At 66.8% G+C, this 18,688-nt stretch carries 18 protein-coding genes; 10 read left to right on the forward strand and 8 right to left on the reverse strand.

All coding sequences use genetic code 11. The features are described from left to right. The first annotated feature begins 218 nt into the window (after positions 1 to 218). The 5 genes from JQ639_RS34530 (at position 219) to JQ639_RS34550 (ending at position 1,982) form a co-directional block, all read left to right on the forward strand. A complete protein-coding gene (locus tag JQ639_RS34530) occupies positions 219 to 596 on the forward strand; it encodes a DUF4180 domain-containing protein (protein ID WP_211969859.1) in 378 nt (125 codons plus the stop codon). Between the two features lie 125 nt (positions 597 to 721). Then, a complete protein-coding gene (locus JQ639_RS34535) occupies positions 722 to 886 on the forward strand; it encodes a hypothetical protein (RefSeq protein ID WP_211969858.1) in 165 nt (54 codons plus the stop codon). A gap of 218 nt (positions 887 to 1,104) precedes the next feature. Then, positions 1,105 to 1,281 (forward strand): hypothetical protein, encoded by a 177-nt coding sequence (locus tag JQ639_RS34540; protein WP_211969857.1) that lies wholly within the window; start codon positions 1,105 to 1,107, stop codon positions 1,279 to 1,281. A 192-nt stretch (positions 1,282 to 1,473) separates the two neighbouring features. Continuing rightward, complete coding sequence (locus tag JQ639_RS34545) at positions 1,474 to 1,791, forward strand: PilZ domain-containing protein (protein ID WP_211969856.1); 318 nt, start codon at positions 1,474 to 1,476, stop codon at positions 1,789 to 1,791. Continuing rightward, positions 1,788 to 1,982, forward strand: coding sequence for a hypothetical protein (locus JQ639_RS34550; RefSeq protein WP_211969855.1), 195 nt, complete (start codon positions 1,788 to 1,790; stop codon positions 1,980 to 1,982). The genes JQ639_RS34545 and JQ639_RS34550 overlap by 4 nt, the downstream gene beginning before the upstream one ends. A gap of 84 nt (positions 1,983 to 2,066) precedes the next feature. Here JQ639_RS34550 and JQ639_RS34555 read toward each other — a convergent pair whose 3' ends face one another. After that, on the reverse strand, positions 2,067 to 3,140 hold the full coding sequence (locus JQ639_RS34555; RefSeq protein ID WP_211969854.1) for a lytic transglycosylase domain-containing protein: 1,074 nt from the start codon (positions 3,138 to 3,140) through the stop codon (positions 2,067 to 2,069). Between the two features lie 165 nt (positions 3,141 to 3,305). Here JQ639_RS34555 and JQ639_RS34560 point away from each other — a divergent pair, with 165 nt between their 5' ends. Further along, positions 3,306 to 4,241: a glycine/sarcosine/betaine reductase selenoprotein B family protein gene (locus tag JQ639_RS34560; protein ID WP_211969853.1), complete on the forward strand. Its 936-nt coding sequence runs from the start codon at positions 3,306 to 3,308 to the stop codon at positions 4,239 to 4,241. Positions 4,242 to 4,250: 9 nt separating this feature from the next. On the opposite strand, the gene JQ639_RS34565 is transcribed toward JQ639_RS34560, so the two are convergent. Beyond that, on the reverse strand, positions 4,251 to 5,270 hold the full coding sequence (locus tag JQ639_RS34565) for a bile acid:sodium symporter family protein (protein ID WP_211969852.1): 1,020 nt from the start codon (positions 5,268 to 5,270) through the stop codon (positions 4,251 to 4,253). Between the two features lie 109 nt (positions 5,271 to 5,379). Here JQ639_RS34565 and JQ639_RS34570 point away from each other — a divergent pair, with 109 nt between their 5' ends. After that, a complete protein-coding gene (locus JQ639_RS34570; RefSeq protein ID WP_211969851.1) occupies positions 5,380 to 6,234 on the forward strand; it encodes a LysR family transcriptional regulator in 855 nt (284 codons plus the stop codon). Positions 6,235 to 6,244: 10 nt separating this feature from the next. Here JQ639_RS34570 and JQ639_RS34575 read toward each other — a convergent pair whose 3' ends face one another. The 3 genes from JQ639_RS34575 to JQ639_RS34585 form a co-directional block, all read right to left on the reverse strand. After that, entirely contained in the window at positions 6,245 to 7,384 is a 1,140-nt protein-coding gene (locus tag JQ639_RS34575) for a baeRF11 domain-containing protein (protein WP_249123591.1), read from the reverse strand. Between the two features lie 82 nt (positions 7,385 to 7,466). After that, positions 7,467 to 8,501, reverse strand: coding sequence for a phenylacetaldoxime dehydratase family protein (locus JQ639_RS34580; RefSeq protein WP_211969850.1), 1,035 nt, complete (start codon positions 8,499 to 8,501; stop codon positions 7,467 to 7,469). 21 nt (positions 8,502 to 8,522) lie between these two features. Then, positions 8,523 to 9,536, reverse strand: a complete 1,014-nt coding sequence (locus tag JQ639_RS34585) for a carbon-nitrogen hydrolase family protein (protein ID WP_211969849.1) — start codon at positions 9,534 to 9,536, stop codon at positions 8,523 to 8,525. A 245-nt stretch (positions 9,537 to 9,781) separates the two neighbouring features. Here JQ639_RS34585 and JQ639_RS34590 point away from each other — a divergent pair, with 245 nt between their 5' ends. Further along, positions 9,782 to 10,738, forward strand: coding sequence for an AraC-like ligand-binding domain-containing protein (locus tag JQ639_RS34590; protein WP_211969848.1), 957 nt, complete (start codon positions 9,782 to 9,784; stop codon positions 10,736 to 10,738). 107 nt (positions 10,739 to 10,845) lie between these two features. On the opposite strand, the gene clpA is transcribed toward JQ639_RS34590, so the two are convergent. Next, positions 10,846 to 13,251, reverse strand: coding sequence for an ATP-dependent Clp protease ATP-binding subunit ClpA (gene clpA / locus JQ639_RS34595; protein ID WP_211969847.1), 2,406 nt, complete (start codon positions 13,249 to 13,251; stop codon positions 10,846 to 10,848). A 103-nt stretch (positions 13,252 to 13,354) separates the two neighbouring features. Next, positions 13,355 to 13,687, reverse strand: coding sequence for an ATP-dependent Clp protease adapter ClpS (gene clpS, locus JQ639_RS34600; RefSeq protein ID WP_211969894.1), 333 nt, complete (start codon positions 13,685 to 13,687; stop codon positions 13,355 to 13,357). A gap of 694 nt (positions 13,688 to 14,381) precedes the next feature. Between clpS and JQ639_RS34605 the strand changes: the two genes are divergently transcribed. Further along, positions 14,382 to 15,743 carry a TadE/TadG family type IV pilus assembly protein gene (locus tag JQ639_RS34605; RefSeq protein WP_211969846.1) on the forward strand — a complete coding sequence of 454 codons (1,362 nt, stop codon included), beginning with the start codon at positions 14,382 to 14,384 and terminating at the stop codon, positions 15,741 to 15,743. Positions 15,744 to 15,856: 113 nt separating this feature from the next. Here the strand turns inward: JQ639_RS34605 and JQ639_RS34610 are convergent, their stop codons facing one another. Beyond that, entirely contained in the window at positions 15,857 to 16,207 is a 351-nt protein-coding gene (locus JQ639_RS34610; protein WP_211969845.1) for a phasin family protein, read from the reverse strand. Between the two features lie 491 nt (positions 16,208 to 16,698). Here JQ639_RS34610 and JQ639_RS34615 point away from each other — a divergent pair, with 491 nt between their 5' ends. Continuing rightward, the gene (locus JQ639_RS34615) at positions 16,699 to 18,519 is read left to right on the forward strand and encodes a D-alanyl-D-alanine carboxypeptidase (protein ID WP_211969844.1); all 1,821 of its coding nucleotides are present in this window, start codon (positions 16,699 to 16,701) and stop codon (positions 18,517 to 18,519) included. Positions 18,520 to 18,688 lie beyond the last annotated feature (169 nt).

Raw genomic sequence — 18,688 nt, forward strand, 5'->3', positions numbered from 1 at the left:
ACGTCCACACCGTGAAGGCCGGTATCAACTACCGCTTCAACTGGGGTGGCCCGGTCGTCGCCAAGTACTGAGACTAAACACTCAGAACGACCCGGAACCTGATTTCAGGTTCCAGCAAAAGCCCGGCGCAAGCCGGGCTTTTCGCTTTTTGAGACGCCCTGCAACCTTCCTGTGTCGCCGCACGCTCCATCGCGACCGACATCCGCCGAGCCGCTCCGATGACCGAGACCTCTCACGACACCTTGCTCGACCTTCACAGCGTCCGCGTGCTCGTCATGGCCGCCGATGGCCCGACGCTTGCGCGCGAAGGCGATGCCAACACCTTTCTCAGCGCGGCGTGGGAGCACGATGCGTCAATGCTCGCCATTCCGGTGTCGCGTCTGGACGCATCGTTCTTTCAGCTGAGCACCGGCCTTGCCGGCGCGGTGCTGCAGAAGTTCGTCAACTATCGCATCCAGCTCGCAGTCGTCGGCGACGTCTCGGCATGGTCGGCATCGAGCAAGTCACTGCACGATTTCATCGTCGAGGCCAATCGCGGCCGATCCACCTGGTTCGTCGCCGATCTCGACGAGCTGTCGCGCCGCCTTGCGGTCTGAGCCGACAAAAATAGTCGCACTGACGGGAACGAATCCGGCGACGCCGATCGTTCCCCGCGGAGGGGAGCCATGCGGCGGGATACATGCCGCCGGCAAACCGTTGACTGTTCCTCGAAAGGAACACGATGACGGAACGCTCCTCATTCCTGTTGCGAGCCACCGAAGCTCTTCGCCAGGCGCGCCTCCTGAAGCCGGGTCCCGAGCGCAACGAACTGCGCCAGGTCGCGCGGCTGCTGCGCGAACTCGCCCGGCTCGACGGTGCGGTCGGATCGGAGGCGGCAATCAAATGATCACGCGGGCATGTGCCGCGCACGTCGGTGCCGCGCGTCAATCGGCAGTTGCAGAACATGGCATGCAGAACATGACGTTGCACGTCACCGCGGCGCCGTGGCCGCCTGCTTGAACCATTTGCGCCACCTGCAGACGACTCTGATAGCAACCGCCGCAGCGATGATCGCGCGCGGAAGCCGATATCTCGCCGGCCATCGGTTGCCGACAGGAGACTGCCATGATCGCGCTGGCCAAGGTCATTCCCGCTCTCGCCAAACGCCTGCCTCACGCATCGACGTTGTCGGACCGAGAGTGGGATTCGCTGATCGTCGTTGCGATCTTCTCCGGTCTCGGCCTCGTCGTCTCGCTCGCGCTGCTGCTGCTCGACCGCAGCCTGGACGCGGGCTGGTTCTGACGGCCGTGCGAACCGCATCCGCCCCCTCGCCCCATCACGACGAGAGACGAATATTCTCCGCGATAGCCGCGAATGCCGAAAAACCGGCCCTATTCAGGTTAACGAAACGTTGACGGAATGCCGCACTTCACCTGTGGTTGTGGCCTGCGCTAGCTTCGCCATCGTTAGCAAAGTGTTAACGCTGGAAATGACATGTCGGAACAACGCAAGGCCGCACGCACGCGCGTGATCTACGGTGGTATGCTGATTTTCAACAACCGCTGTTCGACCATGGACTGCACCGTTAGCAACTTCTCAGCGAACGGAGCGCGCATCACCATCCCTCACAACGCCCTGCTGCCCGACCACCTGACTCTGGTGGTTGCCCGCAAGGGACGCGAATACGCCGCACGCCTCGCCTGGCGCAGCGAAGGCGCCGCCGGCCTCGAATTCCTCGATACCGCTTCGGCATCGGTGATTCCGTTCGACCGCGCGCGGGCACGCCCGCCTGCAAGCGAGATGCAGCCATGACGCGGATCGCGGCATTGATCCGTCGCTTCCTCGTCGACGACAGCGCAGGCGGTAGCTTCAATTATCTGCTGGCGTCATCGCTGGTCAGCCTGCTCGCGCTCGGCACGGTCTACGAGGCACGCCTCGCCGTCGCCGACAAATTCGAGGCGCTGGCGAGCGCGCTGCAGAAGCAGGGCATGCCCTATCGCTGAAGCGCCCGGGCTTGCCTCGCATCAAGCCTGCGCGTCGAGACACACGGCAGGGCGCATTCACGATTCCGAACGCGCATGGCCCGCTCAGCCGTGCCCCTGGGAATTGCGCAGCACGAAGCAGGCCTGCCCGGCGCGGCGAATGCGGCCGCAGAGATCGTCGGCAGCAGGGCGCGTCTCCATACCGACACGCACCTGGTAGAACGGCCGTGTCCCGCGGCTGCGCAACACCGAACTGAGGAGATTGGCGTCGTGTTCGCCGATCACCGTGCCGAGACGCTGCATGGCTCGGGCATACATCGCCAGTGCGCGGTCTCGCGAGAAGCCGGCGGCGAGCTGCACGCCCCAGGGCTGCGCGACACCGAGTTTCACGCGCTGCTCGAGCTGGGCGATGAACGGATTGGGCGCCTGACGCAGCAGCGCCATCAATGCACGGCAGCCGGGCGGCGGCTGCACGGGCGCAGGCTTCGTCCCGGCATCGCGCCACTCTTCCACCGACAGGCCGGTGATCGCCAGAACGTAGCGGCGCGTCTCCGCCGGCATCGCACCACTGCCGGCAAGCCAGTCCTGCACGCGCCGCGGGCCGGCGTTGTACGCCGCGGCGGCCAGCCCGAGATTGCCGAACTGACCACGCAGCTCGGCGAGAAACTCGGCGGACTTCGGCAGCGCCTGCACCGGATCGAACGGATCGAGCAGCCGCCGCTCGTTGGCCGTGCCCGGCATGAACTGGGCAATGCCCTGTGCCCGCGCGCCGCTACGTGTCACCGGGCCGACAGCGTCAGCCTGAAAGCGGCTCTCCTGCCAGATCACGCGCGCGAAGAATTCGAGCGGCAGGTCGTTGGCCCTCGCCGCGGACTCGATCATCAGGCACATCGCCTCGCGCGTGTCGGTATCGCCGGGCCCGTCGGATTTCGCCTCGGTCGTTGCCGCCGGATCCGGCGCGGCGCCCGTCTGCGGGGCACCGTCGGCCTTCGGGGCGGCTGCGGCAGCCGGCGCGACCGGCGTATCGCCTGACGGCGACGGAGGTGCGGGTGCCCCCACGGCAGCGGCCGGCGGCGCACCGGCAGGCGGCGCGTCCTCCGCGGCCGCGGCGAGCGGCCAGCACACCAGCGCGGCGAGGCAAAGGACGCGGAACGTCCCGACGACGTCTGTTGCGGGCATGAGGCAGCCTGATCGACGACAACGTTCCGGAGACGCCTTGCCAGTATGGCGCCGCCGCCGCGGCCCCGCCAGCGGACCTCACCGGCTCGTGAGCGCGGGTTCCGCCCGACTGGTGCGGACACCCGGAGAGATTATAGTCACATCCCGATTTGCCGGGAGTGCCCGATGACCTCACCTTCCGCCCCGCCCTTCGCCTTCGAGCCCGATCTCGAGGAGCCGATCCGCTACATGCAGCGCACCCGCGAATACTACCGCGCGATCGGCTACGATGCGCCCTATCGCTGGGCGCACCATGACGACGCGCCGTTCCAGCCGCTCCGCAAGCCGCTCGCAGAGGCCCGCGTGACCATCGTGACAACCGCCTCGCGGTTCGATCCGGCGAAGGGCGACCAGGGCCCCGGCGCCGCTTACAATTCGTCCGCGAAGTTCTACCAGGTCTATGACGGCGACACCGCCGCCGATCACGACCTGCGCATCTCCCACATCGCCTACGACCGCGTCCACACCACCGCCGACGACAGCAACACATGGTTTCCGCTGCCGCAGCTGCGGCGGCTCGCGGCGCAAGGCCGCATCGGCGCCGTCGGCCCGCGCTTCTATGGCGCGCCGACCAATCGCAGCCACCGCGTGACCATCGAGACCGACGCCCCCGACATCCATGCGCGTGCGCGAGCCGACGGCGTCGACGCCGTTGTGCTGGTGCCGAACTGCCCGGTCTGCCACCAGAGCGTCAGCCTGATCGCGCGCCATCTCGAAGCCAACGGCATCTCGACCGTGGTGATGGGCTGCGCCAAGGACATCGTCGAGCACGCCGGCGTGCCGCGCTTTCTGTTCAGCGACTTCCCGCTCGGCAACTCCGCGGGACGGCCGCACGACACGGCATCGCAGGCCCTGACGCTGGAGCTTGCGCTGACGTTGCTGGAAGCTGCGCCGGGACCTCGCACCACCATGCAGTCGCCGCTGCGGTGGCGCGATGATCCGTCCTGGAAGCTCGACTACAACAACGTCGCGCGCATGAGCGCGGACGAGCTCGCGCGGCGACGCCGTGAGTTCGAAGCCCAGAAAGTCATCGCCAGGCAGGTGCGCGAAGGCGCAGCCTGATCACCCCCGTCAACGCGCGCCGGCGAGCGACGACGAGGCGGGCAGATCGGGCGATGCTGCATCCCCGCCGGCCGCATAGCGCCGCGCCAGCGCGGCACAGACCATCAGCTGGATCTGGTGGAACAGCATCAGCGGCAACACGATCAGGCCGACCGACTGCCCTGCGAGCAGCACTGTCGCCATCGGCAGGCCGCTGGCCAGGCTCTTCTTCGAGCCGCAGAACATGATCGCGATGCGATCCTCGCGGGAAAAACCGAGCAGCTTGCTGCCGAAATGGGTCACGGCGAGCACCACCGCCAGCAGCGCGGCGTCGACGGCGAGCACCGCTGCAAGCTGGCGCAGGTCGAGCTGATGCCAGATGCCATGGCTGACGCCGTCGCTGAACGCGGTGTAGACCACCAGCAGGATCGAGCCGCGATCGACGAGACCGACCATCGCCTTGTGCCGCGCCACCCAGCCGCCGATCAGCGGCCGTGACAGCTGGCCGGCAACGAACGGCAGCAGCAGCTGCACCACGATGTCGAGCACGGCCGTGCCGGAGAAGCCGCCACGGGCACTCAGCAGCAGGCCCGCCAGCAGCGGCGTCGCAACGATGCCGAACAGGTTGGACGCCGTCGCCGAACACAGCGCCGCCGGCACGTTGCCGCGGGCGATCGAGGTGAACGCGACCGACGACTGCACGGTCGAGGGCAGGATGCAGATCAGGATGACACCGCTCCACAACGCCGGCGACAGCAGGTTCGGCGCGAGCGCCCGACCGGCGAGACCGAGCAGTGGGAACAGCAAGAAGGTGGCCAGGAAGATCACCAGATGCAGCCGCCAGTGCCGCGCCCCGACCAGCGCCTCGGCGGTCGACAGGCGGGCGCCATGCAGGAAGAACAGCAAGGCAATGGCCGCGTCGGTCACGTACCGGCCTGCGACGGCCCCCTCGCCATGCAGCGGCAGCACGGTCGCCAGCCCCACCATGCCGACAATGGCGGCAATGTAGGGATCGACCAGTGTAAAGGGATTGAACGCGCGCAGAGCCATGGTGTGAATCCTTATCCAGTGAGGGCGACCATGGCTGTGCAGCGCACAATTGTAAACCCGCCTAGCTGACGTTATTGTAATCACAAATCATCATAAGCGGACGGCAACAATGCTGGATCCCGTGCAGCTCGAGACCTTCCTGACCGTGGCCCAGACCCGGAACTTCAGCGAGGCCGCCCGGCGCCTCGGCCTGAACCAGTCGACCGTCAGCCAGCACATTCGCAAGCTCGAGGCCGAGGCCGGCCGCCGGCTGTTCGTCCGCGACACCCATTCGGTGGAACTGACCGCGGATGGCGAGGCGATGGTCAGCTTTGCCCGCCCCATCCTCGACGCCAACGCCCGCGCCCGCGACTACTTCACCGGCTCGCAGGTTCGCGGCCGGATCCGCTTCGGCGCCGCGGAGGACTTTGCCAACTCGCGGCTGCCGGACCTGCTGCGCGACTTCATGCGCCGCCACCCCCACGTCGACCTCGAACTGACCGTAAGCCTGAGCGCGGTGCTCTATCAGCAGCTCGACGCCGGCGAGCTCGACCTCGTGCTGGGCAAGCGGCGCACCGGCGACGAGCATGGCCAGCTGGTGTGGCAGGAGCGGCTGGTATGGTGCGGCGGCCCCGGCATGCGGCTCGATCCGGAACAGCCGCTACCGCTCATCCTCTACGCGCCCCCCGCGGTGAGCCGCAGCCTCGTGCTCGAAGCGATGGAGCGCGCCGGACGGCGCTGGCGCATCGTCTGCTCCAGCGGCTCGCTGAGCGGATTGCGCGCGGCAACGCTGGCGGGCCTCGGCATCTGCGCCCAGGCGCAGAGCCTGATCCCCGATGGCCTCGTGGAAATGACGCCCCCATGGCTGCCGCCGCTCGGCGTCGTCGAATTCGTCGTCGTGCAGGCGCCGCGCAGCCCGAAACACGGCCCGGCCGCCGAACTCGCCCAGGCGATCTCGAGCTTCGGCAGCCGGCTGCGGCCATAGCGATAGGCGGCTACACCGGGTAGCGCAGGACGGCGGCGAGCGCCTTGCCGCCGGGAATGTCCGGCTGACGCACGGCCAGCACCCGCGCCCCCGATCGCAGCGCCCGCGCCGCGATCTCGTCGACCACGCCATAGCTGCGCGCTCCCGGCGCACTGGCAAAGGTCACCGCGCCGTCGCTGTCGGCGACCGTACCGGGGATCACCTGATCGATATCGACCATCAGCGCCTCGACGGCGCCGAAGGTCGCAGCGCGCGCCGCCTGGGCGACGTCCGTGGTCGCGCGGCCCTGGTTCTCGCGCTGCGCGAACAGGCGGCCGAACGCCGTGACCTCGTCGCGGTAGAGCCCGTCGAGCACGCTGCGGGCCCGCGCGGCGAGATCGGCGTCGCTCAGGGCGTCGGGACTGGTGTCGATGCCGGCCGCGGCGAGATGCGGATAGCTGTTGACCGAGCGATAGATCGCCGCGATCGGCGGCAGCGCCGCGAGCACCAGCGGCAGATCGGAGCCGGCCAGCCGCGCGTGCAAGGCGGCGTCGACCTGTCGCGCGAACTGGCGCAGCCGTACCTTCTGCCCTTCGGCGCCCTGCAGACGGCCGCTCGGCGAGCGATCGTTGATCGTCGACTGGCCGACGGCACTGGCGGCGTCCCTCGGCAGGCCCTCGACCTTGACGGCGGTCGCCGGCAGATTCGCAGAGATCTCGATGAGACGCACGGCGCCTTCCGACAGCGCCAGCACATGACCGCTGTTGGCGAATGTCACCGACCGCAACAACGGCTTGAGAAAGAAGCGGTCCGAGACCTCGACCATCGACTCCAGCGCATTCGGCAGGCGGAACGTGCGCACGTTGTCGGGCGTCGCCAGCACCGCAAGGCTATGGGCCTGATGACGCCAGAAGCCGTCGTCGTCGACGAGATCGTCGAGATGCTCGGCGAGCGCCGCCACGCGCCGCTTGTCGGCATCGACGGCCTGCAGCTGCCGCAGCGCCTCGCGCGCCAGATTCTTCAGCGCGATGCGGTCCGCGCCGCCCTCGCGGGTCACCGGCGTGGTCGGCAGGTAGATCGAGACGCCGATATCGTCCCGTCGCGAACTCAGGGCCGCAAGATCCGTCGCAGTCGGAATGTCGACATAGAGCATGACAAGGAACTCCCTCATGCCCCACCCCTCCCGGACCATAGCAGACCTTGCGCAGCGGCCTGCGACCAAAATTGTCGCGCCGCCGGCCTTCGCACCGCGCTCAGAGAACCGCGGTCAGCAGCCCGGTACCATCATGACAGCCGAGATATTCGAAGAACTGCTCGTCGCTGCGGGCGAGCGAGACCTCGTGATAGAGCCGCAGCTTCGCGTTCGGTCCGAGGGACGACAGATACGTCATCGCCGCACCGAAGATCCGCACATGGGTCGGATGGGATTCCGCCCAGCGCTCCAGCGCCGCAAGGCTCTTCCACCAGCTCATGCCATACGATTTTTCCGTGACGTCGCCGTCGGCGGTGACAACGGCGGCATAGCGATTGGCGTAGCACCCGATGGGGCGCCCCTCGTCGCGCAGGAAGTCCATGCCGGCACGCAGCACCGGCTCGACGTCGCCGAGATACATGGCGCGTTCCGCAGCGTCGGTGTCACTCCAGTCCTGCCCCGAGCGGATCAGGCAGAGATTGTCGTGCACCACCACGCGCCGGCGCGGGCCGTCGACGACGAGCTCGGCCGCGCCGCGCGGCGCAAGATCGCTGGTCTGCGAAAGCGCGATACGGTCGCGCATGCCGCCCCAGTAGGCATGCTCCTGCACCTCGCCGCTCATGCGGTCGGCGAGCACGGCGACCCCCTCGGCGCGGTCAGGCGAGGAGAACAGCGTCTCGTAGCCCTCGACCGCGGGACGGATGACCTCGATGAAGAAGCCGATGCCGGCCCCGGCATGGATGTCGCCGGTCCAGGCAGCGCGTGCCGGCCCGAACCAGCGATCGAACGCGGCGATGTCGTCCCAGTACGCCACCGACAACACATTGGTGAAGCCGGCCTGATCGACATGCCAGGCGCGATCCCAGTGCGACGGCCCGTCGACCGCGGCAAACCGCGCGGCGATGGTGGCGAGCGCGGCGTCAGCAGTTGGCGACGGCGCGCCGCGATACTGGACGCCGAAATAAGCCATCACCACCCGACCGACGTCGGTGCGATGGCGCGCCACGAACGACGGATAAGGCGGTGTATAGTCGTCGGGCACGCGGCGATGCCGCGTACGCTCGCTGCGCAGATGCTCGGGAATGGCAGATTCCATGGCGCCCTCCGCGGCGATGGTTCAGCCGGCCTGCTCGGCGGCGACCGCCGGCTCGCCGTCCACCGGCAGCGCGAAATGCTCGACGCGCCGTGCCGGCTTGTTGTTGAAGAGAAGACGCGTGACGTCGGGGCGCGAGTAGTGGCCGGCCGGATCGGCGGCGTTCTTGGCGACGCCGATCGCACCGAGATCGATGTCGGCGTACAGCAACCCCTCCTGGTCCGGCGGCAGCTTGTCGGCGAGCGAGCTGCCATCGGGCCCGAAGATCGTGGCATGACCACCGCCGGTGTGCAGCAGTGCGTTCTTGTCGGGACGGTCGCACAGCTCCTCGATCATCGCCAGCGACACGGTGGCGCAGGGCGCCAGCACGAAGCACGAGCCTTCCACGGCGTAGACGCGCGACGCGGCGTTGTTGACCTCCCAGCCGAGGGCCGGCGCGAACGGGTCGTACAGCGAGAAGCTCGGCCACGATGCGACATGGACCTGCTCGTTCTGCGCGTACATGGCGTATTTCGACAGCGGCTGCAGATGCTCCCAGCAGCACAGCGCACCGAGCCGGCCGATGTCCGGACGCGCGTGCACGGCCAGGTCGCTGCCGTCGCCCTCGCCATAGACCGTGCGCTCTGCATGGGTCGGACGCAGCTTGCGGCGGCTGGCGATGGTCTCGCCGTCCGGGCCGAGCAGCCATTGCGCGATGTAGAGGCTGCCGCCGTCACGTTCGGAGACGCCGAGCACGGCGGTCAGGCCGGCGCGGCGCACAGCGGCGCGCAGGCGATCCGCCTGCGGGCTGTCGTAGCTCAACGAGTTGTCGAAATAGCGTTGCACGAAGCCGCGGCCGATGGCCCAGGCCGGCGAGTCCAGCCAGATGTGCCAGGGATAGCCGGGGATAAACACCTCAGGGAATGCGATCAGTCTGGCGCCGTTGCGGCCGGCCTCCTCGATCAGCGCGATGCTCTTGTCGACGGTGCCGTCGAGGTCGAGCCACACCGGCGCGGCCTGCACCACCGCGACCTTGTACTTCGGATGCTCCAGTCCCATGCGATCTCCCCCTGTCCATGCCGCCGGCGCTTGCGCGCTGGTCCTTTGCGGACTGTGCAACCGGACCACGACCGGCGCTGGTCCAGGACGGAAGAAAAACTCGACTGCGCCCGCACGGCGGCGGCCCGTATGCCAGAGTGGAGTTGCGACGATGGCGTTTCCGCCCTAGCCTTCCCTGCCCGGAACCCGCCGGCGGCACTTACGCAACGGGCACAAGCATCCCTGCGCAAGAGGACCAACAGCTCATGGCCATCGCGCTCAGCACGGACAGCGCACCGCCCCATCGCAAGCTGGCGTTCTGGCAGGACATCGTCTGCGACACCTTCGTCCAGCTCGACTGCCGCTCCGACCTCGGCGACGACCTCCATGGCACCATCAGCCGCTCGGTGCTCGGCGAGGTCTCCTGCACCCATGTCGTCTCCGGCGCGCAGCGCGTCTACCGCACGCCGTCGCGGATCGCGCGGGCGCGCGAGGACTATGTGCTGATCGCGCTCGGGCGCGAGGGCGTCGGCGGCGTCGTGCAGGATGGCCGCGAGACCGTGATCCAGCCCGGTGCATTTGCGCTCTACGACACGACGCGGCCCTACGAACTGCTGTTCGACGCCGACTTCCACCAGACCATCTTCCAGATCCCGCGCGCGGCGTTGCAGCGGCGGATCGCCGGCACCGAGGCGCTGACCGCCATCAGCTTCGACCGGCAGCGGCCGCTCGACCGCCTCGCCATCGACTTCCTGGTCTCCGTGGCCGGGCTCGCCGATGAGGTCGACGCCGACACCGGCGCGCGCCTCTCCGAGCAGGCGCTCGACCTCGTCGCCATGGCGCTCGGCGAGCGGCTGGCGACGGGACGGCTGGCGCCCTCGACCCACCGTGCCGCGCTGCTGTACCGCCTCAAGGCGCACATCCGCGCTCACCTTGCCGATCCCGAGCTGTCGCTGGGCGAAACCGCCGCGGCGCTCGGCATCTCGCCCCGCTATGTCAACAACCTGCTCGCCGACGAGCAGACCTCGTTCCAGCGCCATGTGCTCAGCGAGCGCCTCGCGCAGTGCCATCGCACCCTCGCCGCGCCGGCGCAGGCCCACCGCCAGATTGGCGAGATCGCGTTCGCCTGGGGCTTCAACGACCTCTCGCATTTCGGCCGCGCCTTCCGCGAGCACTATGGGCTGTCGCCGCGGGCGTGGCGCGCCAGCCGGCCGGGCGGCTGACGCGGAGCCTGCCGCAAAAGGCAACGGCCGGATCGACGATCCGGCCGTGCATCTCTTCAGATGTGTAAATCGTCAGGCGTGCAAGCCTTCAGATCGCAGCGAACACCTCAGGCCTTGACCAGCGGCGGCTTGCTCGAGCCCTTCGGACCACCGTCGTCGCCCTTCGGCTTGCGTGCCGACGCACTGCGCTTGCGCGCACCCGGCAGCTTCTCGGGCTTCGGCGTGACCGGACCTTCTTCGACGAACTCGAAGCCGATCTTGTCTTCGCCCTTGTCGTCCTTGACCAGGACGACGCGGACATGGCCGCCGCCCTTGAGCTGGCCAAACAGCACCTCGTCGGCCAGCGGCTTCTTGATGTGCTCCTGGATCACGCGGGCCATCGGCCGCGCCCCCATCTGCTCGTCGTAGCCGTGCTGGATCAGCCAGGCCTTGGCGGCGTCCGACAGCTCGATGGTGACATCGCGGTCGGCGAGCTGCGCCTCGAGCTGCAGCACGAACTTCTCCACCACCATGCCGATGACGTCGGCGTTGAGATGGCCGAACGACACGATGGCATCGAGCCGGTTGCGGAACTCCGGCGCGAACTGGCGGTTGATCGCCTCCTGGTCATCGCCTTCCCGCTTGCTGCGGGTGAAGCCGAACGCCTGGCGCGCCAGATCCGCCGCACCCGCGTTGGTGGTCATGATCAGGATGACGTTGCGGAAGTTGACCTGCTTGCCGTTGTGATCGGTGAGCCGGCCGTGATCCATGATCTGCAGCAGCACGTTGTAGAGATCGGGATGCGCTTTCTCGATTTCGTCGAGCAACACCACGCAGTGCGGATGCTGGTCGACGCCGTCGGTCAGCAGGCCGCCCTGGTCGAAGCCGACATAGCCCGGAGGGGCGCCGATCAGGCGCGACACGGTGTGCCGCTCCATGTACTCGGACATGTCGAAGCGCAGCAGCTCGACGCCGAGCGCTTCCGACAACTGCTTGGCGACCTCGGTCTTGCCGACGCCGGTCGGACCCGAGAACAGGTAGCAGCCGATCGGCTTCTCCGGTTCGCGCAGGCCGGCGCGCGCCAGCTTGATCGACGCGGTCAGCGCCTCGATCGCCTTGTCCTGGCCGAACACCACGCGCTTGAGGGTCTGCTCGAGATGCTTGAGCACCTCGGCATCGTCCTTGGACACGCTCTTCGGCGGGATGCGGGCCATGGTGGCGATCGTGGTCTCGATCTCCTTGAGGCCGATGGTCTTCTTGCGCTTGTTCTCCGGCACCAGCATCTGCGCCGCACCGGACTCGTCGATGACGTCGATCGCCTTGTCCGGCAGCTTGCGGTCGTGGATGTAGCGCGCCGACAGGTTCACCGCGGCCTCGATGGCCTCAGTGGTGTACTTGAGCTTGTGGTAATCCTCGAAGTACGGCTTGAGGCCCTTGAGGATGCCGATGGCGTCCTCGACCGACGGCTCGTTGACATCGATCTTCTGGAAACGCCGCACCAGCGCGCGGTCCTTCTCGAAGTGCTGGCGGTACTCCTTGTAGGTGGTCGAGCCCATGCAGCGGATCGAGCCCGACGCCAGCGCCGGCTTGAGCAGGTTGGACGCATCCATCGCGCCACCGGACGTCGCGCCGGCGCCGATCACGGTATGGATTTCGTCGATGAACAGGATGGCGTTGGGGTGCGTCTCCAGCTCCTTGATGACCTGCTTGAGCCGCTCCTCGAAATCGCCGCGGTAGCGCGTGCCCGCCAGCAGCGTGCCCATGTCCAGCGAGAACACGGTCGCAGCGCTCAGCACCTCCGGCACGTCGTTGTCGACGATGCGCTTGGCGAGGCCCTCGGCGATCGCGGTCTTGCCGACGCCGGCCTCGCCGACGAACAGCGGGTTGTTCTTCTGGCGGCGGCACAGCACCTGGATGGCGCGGTTGATCTCCGCGGTGCGGCCGATCACCGGGTCGATCTTGCCCTCGCGCGCCTTCTTGTTGAGATTGACGCAGTAGGTCTCGAGAGCATCGCCCTTCTTCTTGCCGTCGCCTTCGTTCTTGTGCTCGGCCTCCTCGTCGGTGCCGCGCACCGGACGCGACTCCGATACTCCCGGCCGCTTGGCGATGCCGTGGCTGATGTAGTTGACCGCGTCATAGCGCGTCATGTCCTGCTCCTGCAGGAAGTACGCGGCATGGCTCTCGCGCTCGGCGAAAATCGCGATCAGCACGTTGGCGCCGGTGACCTCTTCGCGGCCCGACGACTGCACATGAATGACAGCCCGCTGGATGACGCGCTGGAAACCGGCCGTCGGCTTGGCGTCGTCGCCGCCGTCGGTCACGAGGTTTTCGAACTCGGTTTCGAGATAGTTGACGAGGCTGCCGCGCAGCTTGTCGAGATCGACATTGCACGCGCGCATCACCGCGGCCGCATCGGAATCGTCGATCAGCGACAGCAGCAGGTGTTCGAGCGTCGCATATTGATGATGACGCTCGTTCGCAATCGCCAGCGCCCGATGCAGGGATTGTTCAAGACTCTGAGAAAAAGTCGGCATTCGCGTCCTTTGTGGCCCCACAGCCGTCAGCTTAACTTGTTATCGTTTCCGCCGGTGTCAACCTTCCGTCATCGCAATCGGAACCGGGGGCCTTTCGATGATGCTACTTCTTTTCCATCACGCATTGCAAAGGATGTTGGTGCTTGCGCGCAAAATCCATGACCTGTGTCACCTTGGTTTCAGCGATCTCGTAGGTGAACACGCCACACTCACCGATGCCGTGATGATGGACATGCAGCATGATGGTGGTGGCGGCCTCGGCATCCTTCTGGAAGAACCGTTCCAGAACCTCGACGACGAATTCCATCGGCGTGTAGTCGTCGTTGAGCAGGAGCACGCGATACAGGCTCGGGCGCTTGGCGCGCGGCTTGACCTTGGTGATGACGGAAATGCCTGGGACGTTGGGGCCGGCATTGCGCCCCTCGTCGCCGCTCATGTGAACGGCGAGCGCTGAAAATCGCGCCGAACGGGTTCCGGAATGTTCTTCTGAATACGACATGGCTCGTTGCTTGACGTTGAAGTCCCCTGTCTGACCGGACATGTCTGGCCGGGCATAGCCGACCGGACACGACCACCCCCACCGCAGGCGCGACGGCGTACGGGCAAACCCGCGTGCCATTCGCCCGACCGGGCCGGTGCGTCCAGCCGCTTTCGGGTCCGCCCCCGACAGAACCATCTTCAGGCGAACCGGACACCGGTTCGCAACCAAAAATGCTCCGCCTTGAACAAGTTAGGCGACTTTTCCCTTTGAAACGGTGGAAAAGCCGGCCCGGCGGACTCGGAAAGGTCATGCCCCTCAGGGTTGCGAGATTGGCGCCCCCCGTCAACTGCGGCGCCGCCCCCTGTCCGAATTATTACCGATATGGGTTGACGGCGCCCGGGCCGCAAGGACGCCCCTGTGGACCGCAGCGGCGCGCGGGACCGCGTCGCCCCGGTCGCAAACGGTTAACGAAACATCACGCCGCAACGTCGAACCGGCCCGGCGCCGTTTACCGGATGAACAGCATACGCCGCCCGCGAACCGCATGCCGGCAGGACACTACGTCGCACTACCGGGGTTTCCGGGCATCACTTTACCCCCTGTTCACCGGGGTCCCACAGACACTTCTGAAAAAGCAGGTTCAGGTGTCATGACCTCCATCTCATCCCGTCTTGCCGCAGCGGCGACCGCGTATGTTCGCCATCGCGGCGGCAATGTCGCGATCACCTTCGCCATCGTACTCGTGCCACTGCTCGCCATGATCGGCGCGGCGATCGACTACGCCCGCGCCAACCACGCGCGCAGCGCCATGCAGGCGGCGCTCGACGCCACCGCGCTGATGCTGTCCAAGGAAGCCGCCAATCTCAACACCACGCAACTCGCCGCGGCGGCGCAGGCCTACTTCAACGCGCTGTACAGCCGGCCCGAAGCGCCCAAGATCGCCTTCACCGCCGAATACACCGCGCAGACCACCGGCGGCGGCTCCAGCGTCGTGCTGACCGCCTCCGGCTCGCTGCAGACCGACTTCATGAAACTCGGCGGCGTGCCGAACATCGACTTCAACGTCAGCTCGACCGCGAAGTGGGGCATTACCCGGCTCCGCGTCGCGATGGCGCTCGACAACACCGGCTCGATGGCCAGCGCCAACAAGATGAATGCGCTGAAGACGGCGTCCATTGCCCTCGTCAACAAGTTCAGGGGCTGGGCCAAGAACTCCGGCGACATCATGGTGTCGATCGTCCCGTTCGCCAAGGACGTGAACGTCGGCACATCCAACGTCAACGCGGCCTGGCTCAAGTGGAACGGGCAGTCGGACACCTGGGACGAGAGAAACGGCACCTGTAAGAACTACAGCAGCTGGAACATGCCGACCAACAAGACCAGCTGTCAGAGCCAGGGCGGCAGCTGGACGCCGGCGAACCACAACACCTGGACCGGCTGCGTGACCGACCGCGACCAGAGCAACGACACCACGTCGATCGTGCCGTCCCCTCTGCTGACGCCGACGCTGTTTCCGGCCGAACAGTATGACGCCTGCCCGATCGAGCTGACGCCGCTGACCGACGTTCTCAGCGGCTCGACCACGCTGATCAACCAGATCAACAAGATGCAGCCGAGCGGCAACACCAACCAGGTCATCGGCCTCGCATGGGCGTGGCTGTCGTTGCTCAACCAGTCGCCGCTCAACGCGCCGCTGAAAGACCCGAACTACATCTACAACGACGTCATCATCCTGCTGTCCGATGGCGACAACACGCAGAATCGCACATCGTCCAACGTCAGCTCGATCGACGCCCGGCAGCGGCTTCTCTGCGACAACATCGTGCCGTCGGGCACGGCGCCGGCGCCGATGCTGTTCACCATCCAGGTCGACACGGACGGGACGGCCAATTCCAGCGTCATGCAGTACTGCGGCAAGTCCGGCTTCCAGCGGACGACCACCGGCAGCGGCATCAGCGACGCCTTCGACAAGATCGCGACATCGCTGTCGAAACTGCGCATCGCGCAGTAAAAGCCCGTCTCCGCGGCACCGCCCCGAAACAAAAAAGCCCGGCTTGCGCCGGGCTTTTCGTATTCATGGCAGACTTGCTTTATGAAGCCTGCGCGAAGCAGATCTGCGACCGATCAGTGGGTCGCGGTCGTGGCCGGCGAGAACTTGGCGACGTAGCCCTCGAACGGCTTGTAGGCTTCCTTGGCGAGATCGACATAGAGCTCGCCGATCTTCTTCGACTCGGCGACGAACGTTTCGTACGCGGTCTTGGTGTACTCGGTCTGCAGCTCGAGCGCCTTCTCGAGCGACTTCACGCCCGACAGCTTCTCGACGAACGAGCTGGTGTCTTCGAACGACTTCTTGGAGAAGTCGGCATAGGCCGTCGCGATCGCCTGATAACCCTTGGTGAAGCCGTTCACCGACGCGAGGGCGGCCTCGTACTGCTCTTTGCCGAAGTTCTGGAAGTCCTCAACCTTGAAAACCATCTTGGATCCTCTCCCGGACTGCTGCTGGATGTGCCGGTGTCCCGGCTCCCTAAGACCACTTCTGGTTTATAGTGCACCGCACAATTATAGTCAATGAAATTGTGCGTCGCAAAAATTTAATCTCTTATTCGCCGGGAAGTTAGCGAATCTTCGCAACAGTTCATTAACCCTTTGGAAACCCCGTCCTCCTACTTTTGATCCCTGCGTTGCTGACGTTCCGGAAGGATTCCGAAAAAACGTTCAGGCACAGCCTCTTAGCCAGAATGGCGCCTTCCGCCGCCATTTTCCGAGAGAACTGTCCGAAGCGCCGCAGTCAGGTAATGCCGGTCTGCGGGCACAATTTTGCCTCACGAGCCGGTGATCACAGTGCTCTCGAGCGAACTGTCGTCCAGTTCGCGTGCGGGGGCACGCGAGGAAAAGTGGGGAGCGGGTCCGGGAAAGGAGCGGGTTTTCCGGATGCCGCGATCGCTGAATATCGGACGGGGTAGTCTATGATCGGTGCAACCTCGGCGTCCGCACGGGCGCTTCGTTTTTGCATTTTCGGGCTCGCAACCATCAGTGCGGCCATTGTGTTCACCACGGACACGGCCGACGCCCGGCGCCGCCATCATCACAGCCACCACCGTGGCCGTCATGTGGTGCGGGTGTCCTCCAGCTACTCGCCGCCCTTCTCCTCGATCATCGTCGACGGCAATTCGGGCAACGTGCTGCAGGCCAACAATCCCGACAGCCCGCGCCATCCCGCCTCGCTCACCAAGATCATGACGCTCTACCTGCTGTTCGAAAAGCTCGAGAGCGGCAAGATGAGCCTCGACAGCGAAATGGACGTCTCCGCGCACGCCGCCTCGCAGGCGCCGACCAAGCTTGGCCTGCGCCCCGGCCAAAGCATCCGCGTCGAGGACGCCATCAAGGGCCTCGTCACCCGCTCCGCCAACGACGCCGCCGTGGTGATCGCCGAGGCGATCGGCGGTGACGAGGACGACTTCGCAACCCTGATGACGCGCAAGGCGCGCTCGCTCGGCATGAGCCGCACCACCTATAAAAATGCCTCAGGCCTGCCGGACGACGACCAGATCACCACCGCGCGCGACCAGGCGACTCTCGGCCGCGCCATCCAGGACCGCTTCCCGCGCTACTATCGCTTCTTCGCCACCAACGACTTCCATTACCGCGGCAGCGTCATCCGCAACCACAATCACCTGCTCGGCCGCGTCGAGGGCGTCGACGGCATCAAGACCGGCTACACCCGCGCCTCCGGCTTCAACCTCGTGACCTCGATGCGCCGCGGCAACCGCCACCTCGTCGGCGTGGTGCTGGGCGGCCGCTCCGGCGGCTCGCGCGATGCCATCATGCGCAACCTGCTGGCCGAGAACCTCGATCGCGGTGCCACGCGCCGCACCGTCGCGGCCATCACCGAGCGCAATCCCGCCGACTACAAGGTCGCGAGCGCCGACGATGCCGCCGACGCCGCCCCGGAGAGCAAGCCGGCGCCGCGCGCCGCTGTCGCCCCCTCCGCCATCCCGCCGGTCCAGGTGCAGGGCGCGATCCAGACCGCCGCCCAGGATGCCGACGACGCCGCCCGCACACCGATGCCGATGCCCGCCCCGAACAAGGTGGCGGCCGTGCAGCCGGCGCCGACCCCTGTCCCGGCCAAGCCGACCCCAGCGCCGCTGACATCGGGCGTCATCTCGCAGCCGCTGCCGATCGTCCCCGGCTCGGCCGAGCCGATGACACCGGTCAGGGTCAAGACCGTGCAGATCAAGTCCGGCCAGACCCGCGTCGCCTCGGCCGCGCCGTCCCAGGTTGCCGCTCCGGCCGCTACCGCCTCCATCCCACCCGCCCGCGCCGATGTCGCCGAGACCTCGAATTCGGTGGTCGCCAAGGTGGCCGAGCTGCCGCCGCAGAATCCGAAGTACGGCACCGGCCAGGGCATCCTCGGCGTTCTGCCGGCCTCGGCGCTGCAGCAGCACTCCCAGACGATGGCTTACGCCGACCCGGCACGCGCCGCGCCCGCCCCGGTGACCGCTGCCGCCCCGGCCGCCCAGCCCGCCCCCAGCAGCAGCCGCGCCCGCTCCGGCTGGATCATCCAGGTCGGCGCATTGCAGAGCGAAACCGAAGCCAAGCAGCGCCTCGACGCCGCCCGCAGCGCCGCCACCGTTCTCGGCAAGGCCGATCCGTTCACCGAGGAAGTGTCGAAGGGTGGCAAGAGCTTCTACCGCGCCCGCTTCGCCGGCCTCGACAAGGACAGCGCCGAGACCGCCTGCCGCACCCTCAAGCGCAACGAAATCTCCTGCATCGCCATCCGCAACTAAGCGCGTGCGGCGACTGCCCGACAAAATGCCCGGCCCCTGGCCGGGCATTTTGCTTTTAGGCGGCACGGCAGGCTTACGACGGCACGATGCCGCGACCTTCCGGCCGCAACGGGCGAAACCACTCGTCAACGTTTGCTCGGTAAAAATAAACCATAACAGGCAGGACCGC

The organism is Bradyrhizobium sp. U87765 SZCCT0048 (assembly GCF_018131225.1).
Lineage (GTDB): Bacteria > Pseudomonadota > Alphaproteobacteria > Rhizobiales > Xanthobacteraceae > Bradyrhizobium_A.